Origin of the sequence: Lacinutrix sp. 5H-3-7-4 (assembly GCF_000211855.2) — a bacterium.
Taxonomy (GTDB): Bacteria; Bacteroidota; Bacteroidia; order Flavobacteriales; family Flavobacteriaceae; genus Lacinutrix.
This window is the reverse complement of sequence record NC_015638.1, coordinates 2541376-2560554: the sequence shown is the minus strand read 5'-3', so window position 1 is coordinate 2560554 and position 19179 is coordinate 2541376. Positions and strand designations below refer to the sequence as shown.

Genomic DNA, 19179 nt, shown 5'->3' with positions numbered 1-19179 from the left:
AAATTGCGATTTTCACTTCATTATTTATTAGAATTAGTTAATAGCGCTTTTTATTTAATAAATTTCTTGTTTTTATCTGGTGTTGAGACAATTAGCCCAAAAGAAAAGGTTGTATACATAAATATATTAGCAAATATATAGATACATCGTTTTAGTTTTATAAAGTGAATATCTTCTGTTATAAAATATTTGTCAAAAAATACTACAGGAGTAACTATTAACCACCATAAAAAAACAGTTACACTTACATAAAAGTATAAAGATTTTGAAAAATATAACACTTTATTACTTTCTAATATTTCTATAAAATATGTAGTTGTACAAATCATTATTAGTATGGCTTCAGCTGTATATATTACAGAATAAGTACCTATAAACAAATGCTTTAAATCACTAAAAATTATATATACAAATACAATTAAATATAAAAAAGCACTATATTTTATTACATTTTTATATTTATTTTTTACTACTATTTTATAAAAAAAAATTGCAAAGAGTAAAACTGCAATACAGTCAAAAAATATAGTGTACCACCAATAATTTGATTCAAATTTAGTGTTTGCTATAAAATTTAAAAAAGGTATTGTATTACAATAATATGTATACATTGCTAATAAATCTACAGCAGATATATATATTAATATACCTATAAAAAAACTTCCTATTGTGTTTTTATATTTCTTTAAATTAAATATACCAATTATTGCAGCTATACATTGTATACTATGTGTTATTAAATTATTGTTGTTAAATAAAAACTCTAACATTTTAATTTATTGAGGATAAGAACGACCTCCACCAACACTTCCTCTATCCATGCCGTTTGCATCTCTTATATCTGCGTTTTCTCCATTTTTTTCTTCGGTTGGAACCATGAATATTGTTGTTAAACCTTGTGGATCTTGTTTGGTGGTTTCAACTCCAAGATAAAATCTAACTCCATTTACTGTTGGGTTTTCATCCTTAATTAGTTGTAGAAAATTTTCCATATCTTCTAATGAGTACCAAGAAGACCTATTGTCGTCTTGTCCTGCAGCTGTTCTATTGGCACTGGCTCTTAGGTTTGTCCAATTATCGTTTAATTCTTGTGCTTCTGTAGCGGTAATAATTCCTGTTGGATTAGGCATAATATTTAGTTTTGGTTAATAGCGTGATTTATAATAAATTTAAAAAATTATTTTTAATTGAAAGTTTGTATGTTTTATTAGCCAAGCCAACCTTCTCTATCCATACTTCTATATTGTATGGCTTCGCTAATGTGATTTCCGTTTATATTTTCGATTCCTTCTAAATCTGCAATGGTTCTAGATACTTTTAAAATACGGTCGTAGGCTCTAGCAGATAAATTTAATCTTTCCATTGCTGTTTTTAATAATTGTTTTGAAGTTTCATCTAACACACAGTATTCATTTATTTGCTTTGTATTCATTTGTGCATTGTAGTGTACTGTTGCCGAATTTTTAAAACGCTTAGTTTGTACTACTCTTGCTTTTGTTACTCGTTTTCTTATATCGACTGAAGATTCTCCTTTACGTGTATCGCTTAACTCGTTAAACGGTACAGGTGTAACTTCTATATGTATATCTATTCTATCTAGTAAGGGTCCAGAAATTTTACTTAAATAGCGTTGCATTTCTGCAGGACTTGACGTTATTGGCGAATCTGGATCGTTAAAGTACCCACTAGGACTTGGATTCATACTGGCAACTAACATAAATGATGATGGATAAGTTACTGTAAATTTTGCTCTAGATATAGTAACCTCTCTATCTTCAAGTGGTTGTCGCATAACTTCTAAAACTTCGCGCTTAAATTCTGGTAGTTCGTCTAAAAACAAAACACCATTATGACATAATGAGATTTCTCCTGGTTGAGGATAACTACCTCCACCAACTAATGCTACGTTTGTAGTTTTATTAGTTGATGGGGTTATTAATCTATAAATGATAATGGAGTTATTTCAAAAGTTGATAAACCTATTCTGTAAAATCTCTTAAACTTATCATTAGTAATATAAAAGTAATCACCATAAGAAAATGCATTTGTTGCAATTGAAAAACCGCTTGCTTTTAAAACTCTACTACTTTTTTTAAATTCTCTTGTAGTTATTTCTGTAACTGTAACACCAGTAACAACTTTAATTATAGCTGACGGTTTCGTAGATTTTAAAGTTTGATAAGATAACTTTAGTTTATCAAAATTAATATCATTATCTCCAATAACCATTCTAGAAATATCAGTTCTAGTATATTCTAATATTTCATCTTCTTTTAATTCTGCCTTTATAAAAAAACCTAATTTCTTGTCATCAGTTGTTGTATATTTAAGTGCTTCAATTTCTTGAAATTTTGGTTTACTAGTTTTTAAAACTGCACTATCCAATTTAAATGACCTTAAACTTAAAATTGATTTATCTTCATCTACTATTATTATTTTACCAATAAGTTTTTCCAAATCATTACTAAAAGCCTCAATACCTACTCCTTTAATGTAAGTCCTATCTTCAAAACTTAATGAATTATTGGAATTACTATTATCATTATTAAATTCCGATGTTTTATTAAATTTTTCAAAATTAACATTTGCTATAAAAAAAGAATTATTTTCAAACCCTCTATCACCTTCTATTTCTTCAAGTGAAGAGCCATCTTCTTCTATTTCAATTCCAATTTCTTCTGGTGTTGAACCATTTAAAATATTGCCTTGAGATAAACAAAAAGTTGAAAATAAAAGCAATAAATATGTAAGCTTTTTCATATTGGTTTAGTTTGTCGATTAGTAGCTAATAAATGTAATAAAATATATTTAATAATAAAATACTTACAATTACGTATTTTTAAAACAAGGTAATTAAAGCATAAAATAAAATTGGGTTAAGTGATTTAATTATATTCGAATTTTATTTCTTTTTTATTTTCAACCATATTAAAATTTTATTAAAACTATTGTCAGTTACAATCTCTAATAATTGATTTTCATAAAGACAAAAAATATATTTTTCACTTTGAAATAACGAAATATTTCTATTGTATTTTCTTTTATAATATCCCGTTTACTCTCACTTTTAGTAAAAATATAAAAAGTGAATAAAATATTGGAATTATTAGAAAAGTCGATGTTAACCAAATAAAACTACATTCAAATTAGAATCACTTTTTAAAATTAACAAAAAAACTGGTATAAAATTATTCAAACCAGTTATAAATACAGAAATAAATATTACAGCAGAAATATTCCTAATCCAAAAAAATTTTTTACGTTATTAATTATTAATTAAATAGTTATTAGATTTAGTTTAATATATCTAAACACCTATCCATAACTTCCTCATTATCAATGACAACTATGCTTAACTTCTTTCTTGTTCGTGTCATTATTTGTGATAACATTTTTGTTGGATGATAATAGGAAGAATATCCTTTAGTACCTAAATTATTATCAGCATCATAATAAAAATGAGAGTCAATAACTGCAACAACCGCTTCATACTCTTGACCAACAACGTCGTGAGTACTATCCTCTCCAAATATCTTAAACCTATCGTAAGGCATTTTATACTTTGAAGGTGTGTAGTTTACTAATTTCCACCCCTCCTGTCCTAATTGGTTGATATAAACGGTTGCATCTTTTGTTTTGCTAAAATAGTTTAATTCGATATTAGAAGTTTTACTTTTAAAATTAACATCTTTATCTAATAAAGAGACTATGAATGCAGCTATCTCTTTATTAGTCCTTATTTTCTTGGTTAAGTTGAATATTTTGGAAGATGTTTGGTCTTCTATTTTTTGTTCAATATCGTTATCTATTTCCCATTGCTGTAGACATTGAGATTTATCATAAGAAAAAAGACAAACAGTATTGTTAGTTTTAGTGTATTTTATTATTTTTTCTAATTGCGATGGGTAAATCCTCTGAGTTTCATCTACAATAATAACATCATAATTCTTTATTTCATTATGTCTTAAAAATTTGGCTGGTTTAATACCCCAACCGTATTTGTCATTTAAAACTTTATGCCCATTATTCAAGTTACCGCAATGGACGACCAAAACTTTCTCTTTATTATTAATTAGTTTTTTAGCAATATGATAAGTAACTAAAGTTTTTCCAGTTCCTGCTTTTCCATTAATTGATATGAAAGCTGTTTTTCCTTTACTTAAAGCTTTCATAATTTCAGTTTCTATCTGTTCTTGCTGGTTCGTGAGAAAGTATTTGTTTTTGATAAACTTCTTTGTTGAATTAAATGGAGATACTAAGTAGTTTGACGGATTAAATAAATTATCAACATTGGGTATTTGTTTTAAAACTTGTCCTTCTAAAAGTTTTACTAATTCTCTCAAATCACTTTCAACCAACATATCGTTATCATCTAATTTATAAAGCTTTTCCTCGCTTGATACAAAAGTATAATAATGGGTTTCAGTTCCTAAAAAACCTAAGTAATACATATTCCTTTTTAATTGATTATTGATTTTAATTCCAGTATTCTTACTCTTTAATTCGATATTAATATTATAGTTTTCTCCAAACCTTAACAAGTCAAACTCCTTTCCTATTTGCGGTATATTGAAACCAAAATAATAATCTTTCAAGATTTCAATATTAGGCTCTACATTAAATAAATTATGTGCAAAAACACTCAAATCATCCATTTCTGTAGATTTTGGTTTTACACCAAAATATGAACAATATTTTTCGTAAAGAGGTTTGGAAAGATTTTTGTAAGATTGTACAAGCGAAATTAAATTTACTTTTTTCAATATGGTTAGCTTTTGATTAGTTTTGTTAAATAGGTTTTAGCTTAATATCTAAAACTTTATCTAAGATTATAGTTAAAATTAATATTATTAAAAGAATCCAAATTATAAGTTTTGAATATTTCCTACGAAACATCCAAAGCTAATTGTCATTCTTTCTATAATCTTCTTATATAAATCTAAGTTATAAATAAAATTCTCACTTGTAGTTAAAGGTTTAATTAAAATTTTATAATCGTATTTAGAACACCGAAGCTTCATTAAAAGCTCTTACAACCTTACCTTTTATATTTATTTCGCTTATAGAAGCAATTGTTGAAGGCATACTATGATTTGCTAACAACATTTTTTCTTCTAATATATCATATCATTGATTTTGAAATGCTTCTTTTACCACCTAATACACCACTATTGATAAACTTAACACTACCAGCTAATGTTTGTAAAATTATTTGTTGTGCTGGTCTTAAAAAACGTTCAATTGAATATTTATTTAAAATTTAGCTTTTCATCATTAAACTAAAATAAAGTATTAAGTGCATCATAATGCACTGGTTCAAGTGATTTAATTATATTACTATTTACATTAGAATTCATTACATTCTTAGTAACTGGATAAGATACCAAATCATTTGATGTAAAAGTAAAAAGTAATTCTCTTATACTATCAATAGATAGATTTCCATTTAACCAATCATCCTCATTGGATTTATCTAAAATTAATGGCATTCGATAATCTCCTTGTCTTGAAGGTTTATTATGAATTCCTTTCATAAAATCATTGGCAATAGTTGTAATGATTGAAGCAGTATATAAACCATCATCTAATTCAGAATAAATACCAGCAAAAGCAAATAAATTAGAATCTCTATATTTTATGTAATGAGGATAAGAAATCTTATTTCTTGTATGTGGCTCAAAAAAACCGTCAGCTAAGATTAAACATCTTTGCGTTTTAATATGTTCCTTAAATAAGGGAGAAGTAAACAGGTTTTCACTTCTTGCATTTAGTGTATTGGTTTTCGTAAGAAACCCTTTTCGCTGATAAATATTATAATTTTCTGGCATTATCCCCCAATATGATGGCACTATGTCATATGGTTCATTAGCTTTGATAATGTATATATAATTATCTTCAAAACCGCTACGATGGAAATATGGTTCGTAGACATCTAATTCTTTCATAGCGGCATCGAAACGTTCCTTAAACTCTTCTTGTTTCTTGGTTAATGATTTATGAAAGCACATTGGTTATATTTTTATATCGAAAAACTGTTCTAGAATAATTGTAATTATCAAAAATATTAATAATACAACAACTAAGAGTTTAAAATATCTATTTCTAAACATCCATAACCTATTATCATTTTTCTTATAGTCATCAAACATAAGATTTAATATATATAAACGTATATTTTAATTAACTTTGATTTTTACTAAATTAATACAATTTAATGACTATAATAATTCCTTTTAATAATTTTTCGAACACACTATTTTCTAATGAAGAAAATGATAAATCAATACTAATAAATAAAATCAAACAGTTTTATAAAATTGGTGCGATAGTTCCCCATATTAAAGATGAAGGTGAATATTTAATAATTGAATTAGACTTTAACAAAGTTGAAATTGAAGAAAAAAAACATAACCAATTATTACGTCTTTGCGAAAATGGAAAGTTTGAGGATGCTTTAATTCTTGCTAAGAAATTAGTTTCTGAATATCCTACAGAATCTGAATATTATAGATTATTAGGTCAAATATATTCAGAATTAGATGAGCAAGAAGAGGCTATAAATGTTTTAATTGACGCTCTTAAATGGAATCCAAAAAATGAATGGGCTTTATTAATGATGGGTAATATTTTTGTTAAGGATAAAAAAGATATTGAAACCGCTTTAGTTTATTACAATCAAATCCTAGAATATACTCCAACAAATCATATTACTCTTAATAATATTGGTTCGGTTCTTATGCAGATAGATAAAACTGAAGAAGCAATAAATTATTTTACTAAGGCACAGGAAGTTAATCCGAGTTATCCTAACACTTATTTGGCTTTAGGACTAATAAAAGAAAAAGCATCCGAATATTTAGAAGCGTTTAATTTAGCTATTAAAACAATATCCCTTTGCTCTAAAAAGGATGACGTATATAATAATGCTTTTAGATTGGCAATAGAAACTGCTCAAGCCTATTCAGAGGAATTTAATGCAGATGAAATTATAAATAAATTTGTTTCAGAATTAGCATATAAATCTGAGAAGAAAATTAAGATAATAAGCGATGAATCGATTAATACAGCTGCAAAGATTGAATTTGCTGAAGTATATAATAAAGATTTTCATTTAGTAAAATACAAACCTAATTTTGAATCTATAAGTCATTTAGTACTGCACGAACTTGAGCATCTTGAACTTGTTCTTGAAGCCAGAAGTATTGAAGAGAATTTCTTATTTACTACTAACGATTCCAATAAATCTAAATTTCACCATTCTTTAAATAAGTTTTCAAAAAGTTTAGAAAAAAAAGGAATTCCAGATTCTAACATTAAAAACTTTATAGATTCCCTTTTTAATGGCATCAATAACCAAGTTTTTAATACTCCCATTGATTTATTTATTGAAGATAGAATATACAATAGATTTGCAGAAATAAAACCTATACAGTTTTTATCATTGTTAAGATTTGTTAAAGAAGGAATTGAAGCAACAACGAGGAAAGATATAATTGAAAATTTTCCTAAAAGGATTATTTCAATATCTAAAATCTACAATCTAGTAAATGCTTTACACTTTAAAATGCTTTTTTCTATTGATTTAATTAATGATTTTAAATCGACAAGTTTTGAATTAAAACAAGCAAACAAATTTTATAATGAATACTTAGAATACCGCTCAGATAAAAAAGAAGGAGAGGAATATGAATTAATTCAACATTGGGGTGAGGACGTGAAATTTGATTCTTATTTCAATTTAATTCCCGAATTAGAACACAAGAAAAAAACTATTGATAGTGTTATTGATGAGATAAATAAAGACCCTTTCGGATTAGATGATAATACTTCATCTAATGACAGAAAAATGAAGCAATTTCTAGAAGAACATTCTAATGATGACATTAATAATGCTGTTGTAATGTATATGATAGATGCTTTAAATTATTTTGAGAATTATTCTAAGGAAGAAATAAAAAAAGTTGCTTTTGAACTTGCAACTGTTGGAATGGGTGGAATTGACCCGAATAAAAAGGGATATTCAATACCATCAATAAAAAACAGTAGTTTTAGCGGTTATAAAACTTTAGCATATTATTATACTAGTTGGGCTTTAGCTATTCCAGAAATGCTAAAAAGTTTGCAAATGCCATTTGATAAAGAATATAAGTTAGCCCAAACAATGATAAAATTATAGCAAATGGATAAGCTTAATAAAACAATTGAAAAACTAATAGAATTCAGAGACCAACGAGATTGGAAACAGTTTCACAATTCAAAAGATTTAGCCTTAGCCCTTTCTATTGAGGCAAGCGAACTATTAGAATTATTCTTATGGAAAGATAATGAAGAATGTGATAAAGAAAAGCTAGAAGAAGAATTAGCAGACGTTTTCTCTTATGGATTATTATTAGCGGAAAAACATAATTTAAACATCTCCGAAATCATAAATAAAAAAATAGACAAGAACTCAAAAAAATATCCAGTTAATAAAGCTAAAGGAACTGCGAAAAAATATAATGAATTATAAATATGGATGGATTTCTACCTACAGACTTTACGGTAAATAAATATCTTTTTGATAAATTATATATTAATAGAATTGAAGAAGATTTCTATACCAAAAATTCTTATCCAATAGTTTATATTTTATACGATTTAAATACTTCTATTGCATATGTTGGAGAGTCAACTAACGCAATAAGTAGAATGACAAATCATTTATCTCATCCAGATAAAAAGAAGCTCAAATATTTATATATAATCTCTAGTAAAAACTTTAACAAGTCAGCTGCTTTAGACATTGAATCAAATTTAATTAAATATATGGTAGCCGATGAAACCTTTGTTTTATTAAATGGTAATGCTGGAATATCTGGACACAATTATTATCAAAAAGATAAGTATTTTAATGTATTCGAAAACATCTGGGAAAATCTAAAATTACAAAAAGTAGTCACTAAGAATATTCTTGAAATTGATAATTCAGATTTATTTAAATATTCACCTTATAAGTCATTAACAAGTGACCAACACAAAGCCATTAAGGAATACTTAAAAGTGCTTTTTTCAAATGAAACTAGTACTGTTTTTGTTGATGGTTCTGCTGGTACTGGAAAGACTATATTAGCTGTTTACTTAATGAAACTATTATTAACTAAGTTTGATTTAGAAGACTATGAGGACTTAGAAAATGACTCTATTGAAGAATTAGAATTAGTTCAAAGAATACAAGAAAAAAAGGAGTTATCTATTGGTTTAGTTATTCCAATGGCTTCTCTAAGAAAGACACTTAAAAAAGTCTTTAAGAATGTAAAAGGATTAAAACCAAGTATGGTTATTGGTGCTTCGGATGTTTTGAAAAAAGAATATGATGTATTAATTGTAGATGAAGCTCATAGATTGAGAAGACGAAAAGGAATAACAAATTTTGGTAGTCACGATAACAATAACAGAACTTTAGGACTTGGAATTGATGGAACTGAGTTAGATTGGATAATGCTTAGAAGTAAACATCAATTATTCTTTTATGACCAAGCTCAATCAGTAAGACCAAGTGACATTTTGAGTAGTGATTTCTCTAAATTAAAATCATTAAAAAACACACAAAAAATTAAATTAACATCTCAATTAAGAGCAAAGGGAGGTGTAGACTATATTAAATTCATTGATGAATTGTTGCATAATAAACTAGATGAATCAAAAGAATTATTTCACGACCCTAATTATAATTTGAAAATTTTTACACATCTACCAACGATGTTAAAAGAATTAAAAATTAAAGAAAAAAAGTATGGTTTATGTAGAATGATGGCTGGTTATGGTTGGAAGTGGGTATCTAAGAAAAATAATATTCCAGATGCTATGATTGATGGTATTGGCTTAACTTGGAATCGAGTTCCTCACGACTGGATTAATAGCGCTACAGAATTAAATGAAATCGGATGTATTCATACTACTCAAGGATATGACTTAAATTATGGAGGCGTAATTTTAGGAAACGAAATACGATATAATAAAATCTTAAACAAGATAACAGTACATAAAGACAACTATTTTGACGCAAAAGGGAAAGTCGGCATTACTGATATTGAAGTATTGAAAGAATATATAATAAATATTTATAAAACTCTAATGTATAGAGGTATTGAAGGGACTTATTTATATATCTGTGATGACAACTTAAGAGAGTATTTTCAAAAATATATACCAACACATTAAACACATAAAAATTGAGGATAATAACTTGGAATTGTAATGGTGCTTTTAGAAAAAAATTCAAAGAAATTTCATCTTTGAATGCTGAGGTTTATGTAATTCAAGAATGTGAAGACCCTCTAAAATCTAATCATAAAGAATATAAATTATGGGCAGATAATTATTTATGGATTGGAGACAATAAAAATAAAGGTGTTGGTGTATTTGCAAAACCAAATATAGATTTAAAAAAACTCGATTGGTCTGAAAATTATAATGACCACAGAGTAAAATATTTCCTTCCTTGTAAAATAAATAATAATTTCGATTTATTGGCTCTTTGGAATCATAGTAATAACTCACCAACATTTGGGTATATTGGTCAATTTTGGAAATATCTTCAAATTAATAAATCAAACCTCAAAAAATGTATAATTCTTGGTGACTTTAATAGCAATAAGATATGGGATAAATGGGATAGGTGGTGGAATCATTCAGATGTTCTTGAGGAATTAAGTGAATTGGGAATTGAAAGCTTATATCATATGTATTTTAATGAAGAGCAAGGCAAAGAATCAAAACCTACTTTTTTTCTTCAAAGAAAACTAACAAAACCCTATCATATAGATTACATATTCGGTAGTACTGAATTTATAAAAACTTTAAATAAAATTGAAGTTGGTAATTCCAGTCATTGGTTGAAATTAAGTGACCATAATCCAATTATTACAGATTTCGAACAAAATTGGTAGGGTACTATATAGGTAGGGATTCTAACCAAAGCTTATATATGGTCTGAACATTAGCTAACACGCATAATTTATACACCCCACACCCCTATTTTAGTATATGAAAACAATAATCACGGAAAGTTGAACAAATAATACCAATAAATCTTATTGTACTATTTTTAAACTATACTTTAAACGTGACACACCAACATTTATATTTATAACATAAACACTGGCTTTAAAGTGTGTTAAAAATAACCACCCTAAAATTAGTACACTATTTCAATAAAATGTATATTTGCTTAACTTTAAAATAGTACATTATGAAAGCACGTTATAACAGAATCTCAACAGTAACTCAAAATCTAGATAGACAAACTACAAAAGCAACTTCTAGCGAGTTATTATTTAGTGACGTTGTTTCGGGTTCTATTCCTTTTATTGAGCGTGAACAAGCAAGGAAACTTATTGAAGCTGTTAAAGATGCTAGTATTAATTTCATAAGTGTTTCCAGTATAGATAGATTAGGACGTAACACAATAGACATTTTACAAACTATTGAATTATTTCATAGTTATAATGTAACTCTAAAAGTTGATAATTTAGGAATTGAAAGCCTAACCAACGGAAAGCCAAACCAAGTATTTAAGCTTATCATTAGTGTAATGTCTAACGTTAGCGAAATGGAAAGAGAAACACTTTTAGAACGTCAAAAAGAAGGAATTGCAATTGCTAAAGCAAACGGAACTTATAAAGGACGTGTAAAAGGAAGTAAGGAAACAGCTCAACAACTGCTTACTAAACATAAGCAAGTTGTAAAGTATTTAAAAGCTAATCAATCATTAAGAAATACTGCTAAATTAAGCGGTGTTAGTCTTGGTACTGTACAGAAAGTAAAAAAGGCTATGCAACTCTAGACAAATCCAATAACGGTAATTTATTTTTATTGTAGAAATATTTAGTTGAATCTGGGAACAAATTTTCATAACTAACAAACTTTTCAACATCACAACTTTTAGAAATACAGTAGATATTAGACATAGTTTTGACGCTTGGAACTGTTTTTACAACATTACTATTTAAGTCGCTTATATAGGCTTTAAAATCACTCCAATAACGCTTTACAGTAGCAATACTTTTATTAGAAACAACTGATACTTTCTTTTGTGTTATTTTACCTAAAAATTGAAAATTCCAATCTTCAATAATATTATATATTTCTTGCTTTGTAGCTTCTGTTTTAGCTTTACCAATAAGTTTATTAGTTATATTCATTTTCTCTTTCTGTTCCATTTTCTTATTTGGATTAAATAATATTCTTCTGGGCTTATTTAAATTTAATTCTAATGTTTTTTCTAATCGTTTTTTAATAACACTTTTAACAATCCCTCTAAGTTCGTTATCATTTAATCTAGGGTACATAACATTTTTATTTATAGTATTAGCCCAACTAATTAGATAGCTTTCTCCAGCAGTAGGATTAAGTAATGCATATTGACCTAAGACATAAAACATAGTAGAATTTCTTTTACCAGCTTCAACACGCTTAGGAATAAAAGGCTGTGCAATATTTTCTTTTTCCTCTTTAAAATAAATATATCCAACCTCATCATTGATAAAGTAATCATTGATATTATCAAATCTAATCTTTGAACTTTCTGAAAAAGTATCATTCGTAGTTATTCCTCTTCTCCCTTTTTTCTTAATAATAGCGTTTGATACCTTTTTATCAATTGCATCAAATACTAAAGAATCAGAATTATGATATAAATCTTTGTCATAACTTAATACTGTTTGTTGTGAAGGCTTACCAGCATTTTCATCTAAGTTAATATTCAACTCTTTACCAATTGCGATGTAAGTTTCTTTAAAATTATTAATATTTAAATTATTTACTTTAACTAAAACACTATAACCAGTATTACTAATCGATTTCCAAAAAGCAAATACATAATTACTATCTAATTGAATATTATTACAATTATCTACATCTAGATAAATATATCCAGTTGGTTCTATAATATTTTTGTTAGTGGCTTTACCTTCAAATCTAAAGTTAAATCTGAATGTTGGTAATTTGGTAGTTTTAAGTTCATCATATAAAACATTTGATTTCCCTAAAGTTCTAATTGAATTAATAATACTTAAATTACTATCTCCAATTTTTATAATATTTAAAATATCATTTATATCAATTGAATTTATTACTACTGGATTTTTTACATTTTTAAATTTGTTAATCATAATATCATTGGTGCTTTAATTAAATTATTAAGGTGTCTTTTATCCTCTACACCAACCCTTTAAGAGCAACCAAAAAGGGAAGAGGAATTTTAAAAGTTTATTCTTTTATATGAATTTTCACTACTAATAAGATATAGTTGGACTATTCTATATTAGGTATACGTAATAATTCAAAAAAGTAAACTCTTATTTAAATAATTTTATAAAAACCTATTTTTAGATATTAACTTATTCAATAATTCATATTGAACAATACGGAAAAAGTCTTGTTAAAATATTAAGTTTAGGAACTACTAAAGTATTTACTAATTAATTATGTAAAATATCCTTTATAGCTTTTAAAATTGAAATTATAGTCTCTTCATCAAATCTAAATAGCATTAACATAAAACAAAGACTTAGCATCACCCATTTTGCTTTAGATAAGTGTATAGATATGTTGATTTTAAATTTCGTTGTGTATTTATTCTTACTCATAATAGTATCATTTACATTATGTATGCTTTGCTGATACTATTTAAACAACTTATCTAATTTTCTGTTATTTTTTGCATAATGGGAACTTTAATTAAGCCTTGTTATTAGATATTAATTTATTGAGTTTTGGAACAGTAGTTTTTTCAAGATTTGTAAAGTGTCTACCTTCTAAAGTTTCTAAGTCCATTTTATGCGTGAATATTCCGAATCCATCTACCACTCTAAAGACTTCTTTTTTAAACGTTGTAACTATATATTTTTCTGAAACAATATCAATATTGAACTTAATAACAATCTCATAATATTTCTTATCGTCAATATGATTGATAACAATTTCTTTAATGTACTTGTTAACCAGTTCTTTCTTATCTAAAAAGCTAATCTTATCTTGAATGTTATTTAGTTCATTTTGTTGTTCCTTTAATCTTATTGAATTGCCATAATTAGCGATTTGCTCTTTTACGTTTCTAATCTCACTTTTAGTTTGATTTTCTTCTTTATTAACACGTTTTAAATCTAGTTCAGCTTGTTCAATTGTTATCCACTCCTTAGCGTTTAATTTGATAGTGTTTTGACGCTCTCTATCATACTTTGATAACTTATTATTAAGTTTCTTTAAACGTTGCTCTAAACCGCTTAAAACGTCTTTTGTGTCAGTTTCTTGAAAATGTTTATTAATTAGTTCGTTAAGCTCCTTGTATCTAAAAAAACGTAACCAAATAAAATCCTGAATGAATGTTATATCTATGCTCCTATTACCGCAATTAGTTTCTTTATTACGTTTAGAACTACACATATAATAATTATCCTTACTATATGCTTGACCTTGTTTTGGTGGTCTATGACGACCATAATAATTACGACCACACCTACCACAAATAATAAGTCCTTTCAATAAATAATTATATGTTTCTTTTTTTCCCGACTTACTACGATTCTTTTTAAGGTTTACTTGAACTTTTTCCCAAATGTGAGGTTGTATAATTACTGGAATGTTTTTATATTCAATAAATACCATTTCATTTTTTTTCTTTTCTTTCCTAGTTCTAACACCCATATATTGTTTATTTACTAGAATAGAATATATAGTACCAGCTTTCCATTTACTATTAGCTTTGTTTAATTCCGTATGTTTACCAGTGTATTTATTAATAACTTTATAAGTAGGCTTAATACTGCTTAATTCTAAAGGAATATTTTCTTTTTCAAATCTTTCTGCAATTTTTGCGTATTGCGTTTTGATACCTTTTTCATTTAAAATATTAGCGATTTTTTGAGTTCCATTTCCTTCAAGAGATAAACTATATATTAACTCAATAATTTTACTTTCTTCATCGTCTTTTATAATCTTTCTGTTAACATCCTTAGTAAAACCATAAGTACTTTTACCGTGTGATAAACCCTCTGCAAAATTATCTTTAATTGCTTTTCTTGTTGCTTTAGATTGTTGAGCTGGTTTCAAAGCATCAACCCCAGCCATAACAGTTATATGAAACATTTGAATTGGGTCTGTCAAATCAACCTCTCCTTTATCTCCAAAATAAAGGTTTACATCATTTTTAACTATGGAATCTGCGAATTGTAAAACAGTCATACCAAGTCTTGCAAGTCTGTCTTGTTTACGCATCCATACAGACGTAACAACACCAGAATCAATGTCTTTCATTAATTTACTAAGTTGAGGTCTTTCTTTAACTCTAAGAGTACCAGAAAACCCCTCTCCTTCATTATAAATTTTATACTTCTTAATTAAGTTAGTTTCGATGTATTCCTTAGCCTCTCTCAATTGATTATTGATTGAATTAGAGCTATCATCTTCTTTTGAAAGTCTTATATATACTGCTAACATTGAGTGGAATTTGTTAGTCAAATATATAAATTTACGGTAACCCCCGCAACTATTTAAGCTACATTAGATATGGTATGATGAGGACTTCTAAATGGACGTTGGGCCATAATACCTGTATCTGCTTTTACGCGACCTACTACAGAATGTATTTTAGTAGTTTCTAATGCTTCGTCTAAAGTCATTGGTGGTAGTATACTTGGTAATCGCTTTGCTAGCATAGTTTTACCTGCACCTGGCGGTCCTATTAAAATAATGTTATGTCCTCCTGCAGCAGCAATTTCCATACAGCGTTTTATAGATTCTTGACCTTTAACATCACTAAAGTCAAACTCTGGGTAGTTTAAACTTTTTTCAAATTCTTCTTTTGTATTTATTATGGTTTGTGGGATTGCTTCATCTTTATCAAAAAAGTTTATTACTTGTTTAATATTATCTATTCCATAGACTTCTAGACCTTCTACAATTGCTGCTTCTTTAGCGTTTTGAGATGGTAATATAAAACCTTTAAAACCTTCGGCTAAAGCTTTAACTGCTATTGGTAGTGCACCTCGAATAGGTTGTAAACTACCATCGAGAGATAATTCTCCCATTATTAAGTAGCGTTCTAAATTTGGTGCGTTTATTTGTTTTGATGCGGCTAAAATACCTATAGCTAGTGTTAAATCGTACGCGCTACCTTCTTTTCGTAAATCTGCAGGTGCCATATTTATAGTTATTTTTTTTCCAGGAATTTTATAACCATTATTTTGTAATGCTGCAGCTATACGATAATTACTTTCTTTTATAGCATTATCTGGAAGGCCTACCAGATGATAACCAATGCCGGAGTCTACATTAACTTCTACAGTAATGGTTGTGGCATCAACACCAAAAACGGCGCTTCCAAATACTTTTTTAAGCATGAATTATTTAGTTTAAAAACTAAATGTAGGAAAAGATAGACAATAAAAAAAACCTTTAAGTAATTTGAATTACAGAAAGGCTTTTATTTTGTTTTGTTTTTAGATAATTATTTATCTTCCTCTGGCGATATATAAGTCGCGTTCGGCTTGTTTTAATTCGTTTCTACATTTTTCTAATGCTGTTTGATATTCTTCTATTGTACTTTTAGCATCGTTTAAATCTATTAATTCGCCTTCAGATTGTTGTAAATTAACATATGTTGCTACAATATTACTATACATATCGTACCTAAACGTAGAGTCTTTTGTTGGTATTGTTTTTTGTAACTCTACTAATTTTTCACTTATTTTTGAGTTTTGATATGGTAAATTTTGTCCTGGTACATCTAAAGAGTCTATCATGCGTTTTATTTCACTCATTTCTTTAGAAAAGTTATTTTGAAACTCCATTTCTTTTTCTACAGATTTTACCTGAGCTTTAAGTAAGGTGTTTTCTTGGTTTGGCACTTTAAAATTAAAGTATACTGCAAATAGTATGGCTAACATAGTTATTACAAAAAGTGCTAAAAACTTAAAAAATGCACTTCGTCTTTCTTTACTATTTTTTGGTTTCATATTTATAAAAATTTAATTTAATCTAATAAAAAGCTTCTTCTGTTTTTAACTTCTACATTATCTACTACTTCTTCTTTTACAAAAATATTTGAATCTTCTTTTTTACCAATGTAATCTAGCTCGTTTAATTTTTTAAATAGGGATAACATTAACTTTGAGAATGAAGATACTTTAAGTAGCGATGCATTAATATCTGTATGTTCGTATTTTATTTCTAGCATATCTATTAATACGTTTTCAAAGGCTCCTTGGTTTAAATCACACCAATCTGTTAAATAATTTAGCAACTCTTCTTTACCTGTACCAACAAATACATCTAGGCTACTTTTTATTACTCTTGCTAATCCAGATAATTTATTAATCATCACTATTGGAGATTCATATTTATCTTGCATTCTAAATTCTGGAATACTACGATTTAAATTTTCTAAAACACGCTGGCATATATGTAATACCATATGTGACAAATCGTTAGATTGCTTTTTTTGATATATTTTTTGAATTACATGCATGGAGTAAGATTCCATTAAATTAAAAAAAGTAACAATCTCATTAAATGTAAATTTTAAATCTGCATGACTTTGAATTGATTTACAAGGTGGAATAAAGTTTTCTACTAATTTAGGTACATTGTCTTTTACTATAACTTTACCTATTGTTATATGATGTAAACCTAATTCTCTTTTAGAGACTTCTGCTTTTGTTAAAATATCTAGTTTGTATTCTGGTAATACGTATGGATGCCTTGGTGGCTCTTCGTTTGGGTTCGCATTTCCTACTGGAATTCTCTCGTATGGGTTTACGGTTAAAATAACATAAAACTCGTTATCTTCATTTCCTATTGCATATTGTTGCTTTAATATGTATCCTGATTGTTCTAAAAGCGGCTTGGTTTCTTCAGATATATTAATTTGAAATCCTCCAAGTGTTATTGCATGACATTTATTTAATATAACTTCTATTGTGTTTTGTCCATCTATAGAAATTAGCAAATCTATTGCGCTACCTTGTTCTGAAAAATCTGGAAGTAACCCATAACTTACTGGTGTTACTTGCTTTTGTTCTGAACTTTTTATTGCATGGATTACAGACTCTTCAAAATCAATAAAGTGATCTTTATTAATTTTCATTCCATCTATCCAGTTTACTCTATGTTTGTCTTGTGGTTTCATTTTATTCTAGTCGTTAAAAAGCCCTCGTATTCTACAATCTATTGTAATAGTATTTATACAATTTGATCCTTTATCTCTAAAAATTTCTAACTTTTTGATTCTTATTTTTTTGTCGCTTATTTTTTCGCAGAATACTAGAAATGTTGTATTTCTTCCATTAGCAACTATTTTTTTATTAATATCTCCACAAAAATATTCTGAAAATTGTTTTGCACTCATTTCTTCTTTAGAGACTTTCATCATTTTTGCTTTAAAATCTGCTTCGCTTATATATGGGGCTAATTTTGGTGTAGATGGTTTATCTTTAATTGCAGATTCTGGTTTGTACTTAATATCTACACTTGGTTTAGATGGTGCTTGTGGTATATCTATAGGTTTTCTTTTTGTTTCTGCTAGTGGTAAAACTTCGATTGTTTTTTTAGTTACGTATTTTAAATCTCCATTTACTACTAAAGATACTGTTTTTAACCCTGGCTCTGTATATACATAACTTGCACGTTTTGTATTTGCGTTTATTTTTGCTGTTTCTCCAAAACGCCACTCCCAGGTTGATGCGTTTTCTGTTTCGTCATTTACTCTTAGTTTTTGACCTACTTTTATAGTTTTTTGAAGTTCGAATATTGGAAACTTTGTTGGGTCTAAAACTTCTTTTTTCTCTGCTATAGAAACGGTTTGTGTTGCTTCACAAATATCATTAACTATTAGTTTTACTGTGTAATCTCCTGGTGTTTTGTAAACGTGTAATGGTTCTTTTTGTGTTGATGCTATGGAGTTATCACCAAAATCCCAATACCATGATTCTGCCGTGTCTGTAACATCCTTAAATTTTATTAGTTCTCCAACTGTGTTTTGGGCTTTATCGATATTAAAGGTTACATTTTCACAAGGTGAATATTTAGTATATCTATAAGCAAATACACTTATGGATGCAAAAAAAACAAACAAAAAAACATAAATTACAGTTTTATCGATATGGCTTGATGAATTATTATACTTGCTCATAATTTCATTTT

16 protein-coding genes and 2 pseudogenes are annotated in these 19179 nt (G+C 27.5%); 5 read left to right on the top strand and 13 right to left on the bottom strand.

The window, feature by feature from the left end:
• Positions 1-50: 50 nt before the first annotated feature.
• From LACAL_RS11510 to LACAL_RS11485, 6 genes and pseudogenes are all read right to left on the bottom strand, one after another.
• Positions 51-770 carry a hypothetical protein gene (locus LACAL_RS11510; RefSeq protein ID WP_013870913.1) on the bottom strand — a complete coding sequence of 240 codons (720 nt, stop codon included), beginning with the start codon at positions 768-770 and terminating at the stop codon, positions 51-53.
• 6 nt (positions 771-776) lie between these two features.
• Entirely contained in the window at positions 777-1130 is a 354-nt protein-coding gene (locus LACAL_RS11505; RefSeq protein WP_013870912.1) for a hypothetical protein, read from the bottom strand.
• Positions 1131-1207: 77 nt separating this feature from the next.
• A pseudogene (locus LACAL_RS11500) lies at positions 1208-1963 on the bottom strand (YifB family Mg chelatase-like AAA ATPase); the annotation flags it as partial.
• A complete protein-coding gene (locus tag LACAL_RS11495; protein ID WP_013870911.1) occupies positions 1936-2760 on the bottom strand; it encodes a hypothetical protein in 825 nt (274 codons plus the stop codon). The gene LACAL_RS11495 and the pseudogene LACAL_RS11500, both read right to left, overlap by 28 nt.
• A 533-nt stretch (positions 2761-3293) precedes the next feature.
• Positions 3294-4763: an ATP-binding protein gene (locus LACAL_RS11490; RefSeq protein ID WP_013870910.1), complete on the bottom strand. Its 1470-nt coding sequence runs from the start codon at positions 4761-4763 to the stop codon at positions 3294-3296.
• A gap of 516 nt (positions 4764-5279) precedes the next feature.
• On the bottom strand, positions 5280-6008 hold the full coding sequence (locus LACAL_RS11485) for an SOS response-associated peptidase (protein ID WP_013870909.1): 729 nt from the start codon (positions 6006-6008) through the stop codon (positions 5280-5282).
• Positions 6009-6214: 206 nt separating this feature from the next.
• On the opposite strand from LACAL_RS11485, the gene LACAL_RS15215 reads away from it, so the two are divergent.
• From LACAL_RS15215 to LACAL_RS11460, 5 genes are all read left to right on the top strand, one after another.
• Positions 6215-8176 carry a tetratricopeptide repeat protein gene (locus LACAL_RS15215; RefSeq protein WP_013870908.1) on the top strand — a complete coding sequence of 654 codons (1962 nt, stop codon included), beginning with the start codon at positions 6215-6217 and terminating at the stop codon, positions 8174-8176.
• 3 nt (positions 8177-8179) lie between these two features.
• Positions 8180-8509: a nucleotide pyrophosphohydrolase gene (locus tag LACAL_RS11475; protein WP_013870907.1), complete on the top strand. Its 330-nt coding sequence runs from the start codon at positions 8180-8182 to the stop codon at positions 8507-8509.
• 2 nt (positions 8510-8511) lie between these two features.
• The gene (locus LACAL_RS11470) at positions 8512-10200 is read left to right on the top strand and encodes a DUF2075 domain-containing protein (RefSeq protein WP_013870906.1); all 1689 of its coding nucleotides are present in this window, start codon (positions 8512-8514) and stop codon (positions 10198-10200) included.
• Between the two features lie 11 nt (positions 10201-10211).
• Positions 10212-10928: an endonuclease/exonuclease/phosphatase family protein gene (locus LACAL_RS11465; RefSeq protein ID WP_013870905.1), complete on the top strand. Its 717-nt coding sequence runs from the start codon at positions 10212-10214 to the stop codon at positions 10926-10928.
• Between the two features lie 302 nt (positions 10929-11230).
• Complete coding sequence (locus tag LACAL_RS11460) at positions 11231-11824, top strand: recombinase family protein (RefSeq protein ID WP_013870904.1); 594 nt, start codon at positions 11231-11233, stop codon at positions 11822-11824.
• Here the strand turns inward: LACAL_RS11460 and LACAL_RS11455 are convergent.
• From LACAL_RS11455 to LACAL_RS11430, 7 genes and pseudogenes are all read right to left on the bottom strand, one after another.
• A complete protein-coding gene (locus tag LACAL_RS11455; protein WP_013870903.1) occupies positions 11811-13151 on the bottom strand; it encodes a BT4734/BF3469 family protein in 1341 nt (446 codons plus the stop codon). The two genes, LACAL_RS11460 and LACAL_RS11455, sit on opposite strands and share 14 nt — an antisense overlap.
• A 309-nt stretch (positions 13152-13460) precedes the next feature.
• Positions 13461-13628, bottom strand: a complete 168-nt coding sequence (locus tag LACAL_RS15410; protein ID WP_158306397.1) for a hypothetical protein — start codon at positions 13626-13628, stop codon at positions 13461-13463.
• Positions 13629-13719: 91 nt separating this feature from the next.
• On the bottom strand, positions 13720-15477 hold the full coding sequence (locus LACAL_RS11450) for a recombinase family protein (protein ID WP_013870902.1): 1758 nt from the start codon (positions 15475-15477) through the stop codon (positions 13720-13722).
• Positions 15478-15533: 56 nt separating this feature from the next.
• A pseudogene (locus tag LACAL_RS11445) lies at positions 15534-16379 on the bottom strand (YifB family Mg chelatase-like AAA ATPase); the annotation flags it as partial.
• A gap of 111 nt (positions 16380-16490) precedes the next feature.
• Positions 16491-16994, bottom strand: coding sequence for a type VI secretion system transmembrane protein TssO (locus LACAL_RS11440; RefSeq protein WP_013870900.1), 504 nt, complete (start codon positions 16992-16994; stop codon positions 16491-16493).
• A 17-nt stretch (positions 16995-17011) separates the two neighbouring features.
• Complete coding sequence (locus LACAL_RS11435; protein ID WP_013870899.1) at positions 17012-18166, bottom strand: hypothetical protein; 1155 nt, start codon at positions 18164-18166, stop codon at positions 17012-17014.
• Positions 18167-18172: 6 nt separating this feature from the next.
• Positions 18173-19168 carry a PKD domain-containing protein gene (locus LACAL_RS11430; protein WP_013870898.1) on the bottom strand — a complete coding sequence of 332 codons (996 nt, stop codon included), beginning with the start codon at positions 19166-19168 and terminating at the stop codon, positions 18173-18175.
• Between the last annotated feature and the right edge of the window lie 11 nt (positions 19169-19179).

Excerpts from the sequence above, each read along its gene's own strand:
- LACAL_RS11510 (WP_013870913.1), bottom strand. The coding sequence starts at position 770 with ATGTTAGAGTTTTTATTTAACAACAATAATTTAATAACACATAGTATA.
- LACAL_RS11505 (WP_013870912.1), bottom strand. The coding sequence starts at position 1,130 with ATGCCTAATCCAACAGGAATTATTACCGCTACAGAAGCACAAGAATTA.
- LACAL_RS11495 (WP_013870911.1), bottom strand. The coding sequence starts at position 2,760 with ATGAAAAAGCTTACATATTTATTGCTTTTATTTTCAACTTTTTGTTTA.
- LACAL_RS11485 (WP_013870909.1), bottom strand. The coding sequence starts at position 6,008 with ATGTGCTTTCATAAATCATTAACCAAGAAACAAGAAGAGTTTAAGGAA.
- LACAL_RS15215 (WP_013870908.1), top strand. The coding sequence starts at position 6,215 with ATGACTATAATAATTCCTTTTAATAATTTTTCGAACACACTATTTTCT.
- LACAL_RS11475 (WP_013870907.1), top strand. The coding sequence starts at position 8,180 with ATGGATAAGCTTAATAAAACAATTGAAAAACTAATAGAATTCAGAGAC.
- LACAL_RS11470 (WP_013870906.1), top strand. The coding sequence starts at position 8,512 with ATGGATGGATTTCTACCTACAGACTTTACGGTAAATAAATATCTTTTT.
- LACAL_RS11460 (WP_013870904.1), top strand. The coding sequence starts at position 11,231 with ATGAAAGCACGTTATAACAGAATCTCAACAGTAACTCAAAATCTAGAT.
- LACAL_RS11455 (WP_013870903.1), bottom strand. The coding sequence starts at position 13,151 with ATGATTAACAAATTTAAAAATGTAAAAAATCCAGTAGTAATAAATTCA.
- LACAL_RS15410 (WP_158306397.1), bottom strand. The coding sequence starts at position 13,628 with ATGAGTAAGAATAAATACACAACGAAATTTAAAATCAACATATCTATA.
- LACAL_RS11450 (WP_013870902.1), bottom strand. The coding sequence starts at position 15,477 with ATGTTAGCAGTATATATAAGACTTTCAAAAGAAGATGATAGCTCTAAT.
- LACAL_RS11440 (WP_013870900.1), bottom strand. The coding sequence starts at position 16,994 with ATGAAACCAAAAAATAGTAAAGAAAGACGAAGTGCATTTTTTAAGTTT.
- LACAL_RS11435 (WP_013870899.1), bottom strand. The coding sequence starts at position 18,166 with ATGAAACCACAAGACAAACATAGAGTAAACTGGATAGATGGAATGAAA.
- LACAL_RS11430 (WP_013870898.1), bottom strand. The coding sequence starts at position 19,168 with ATGAGCAAGTATAATAATTCATCAAGCCATATCGATAAAACTGTAATT.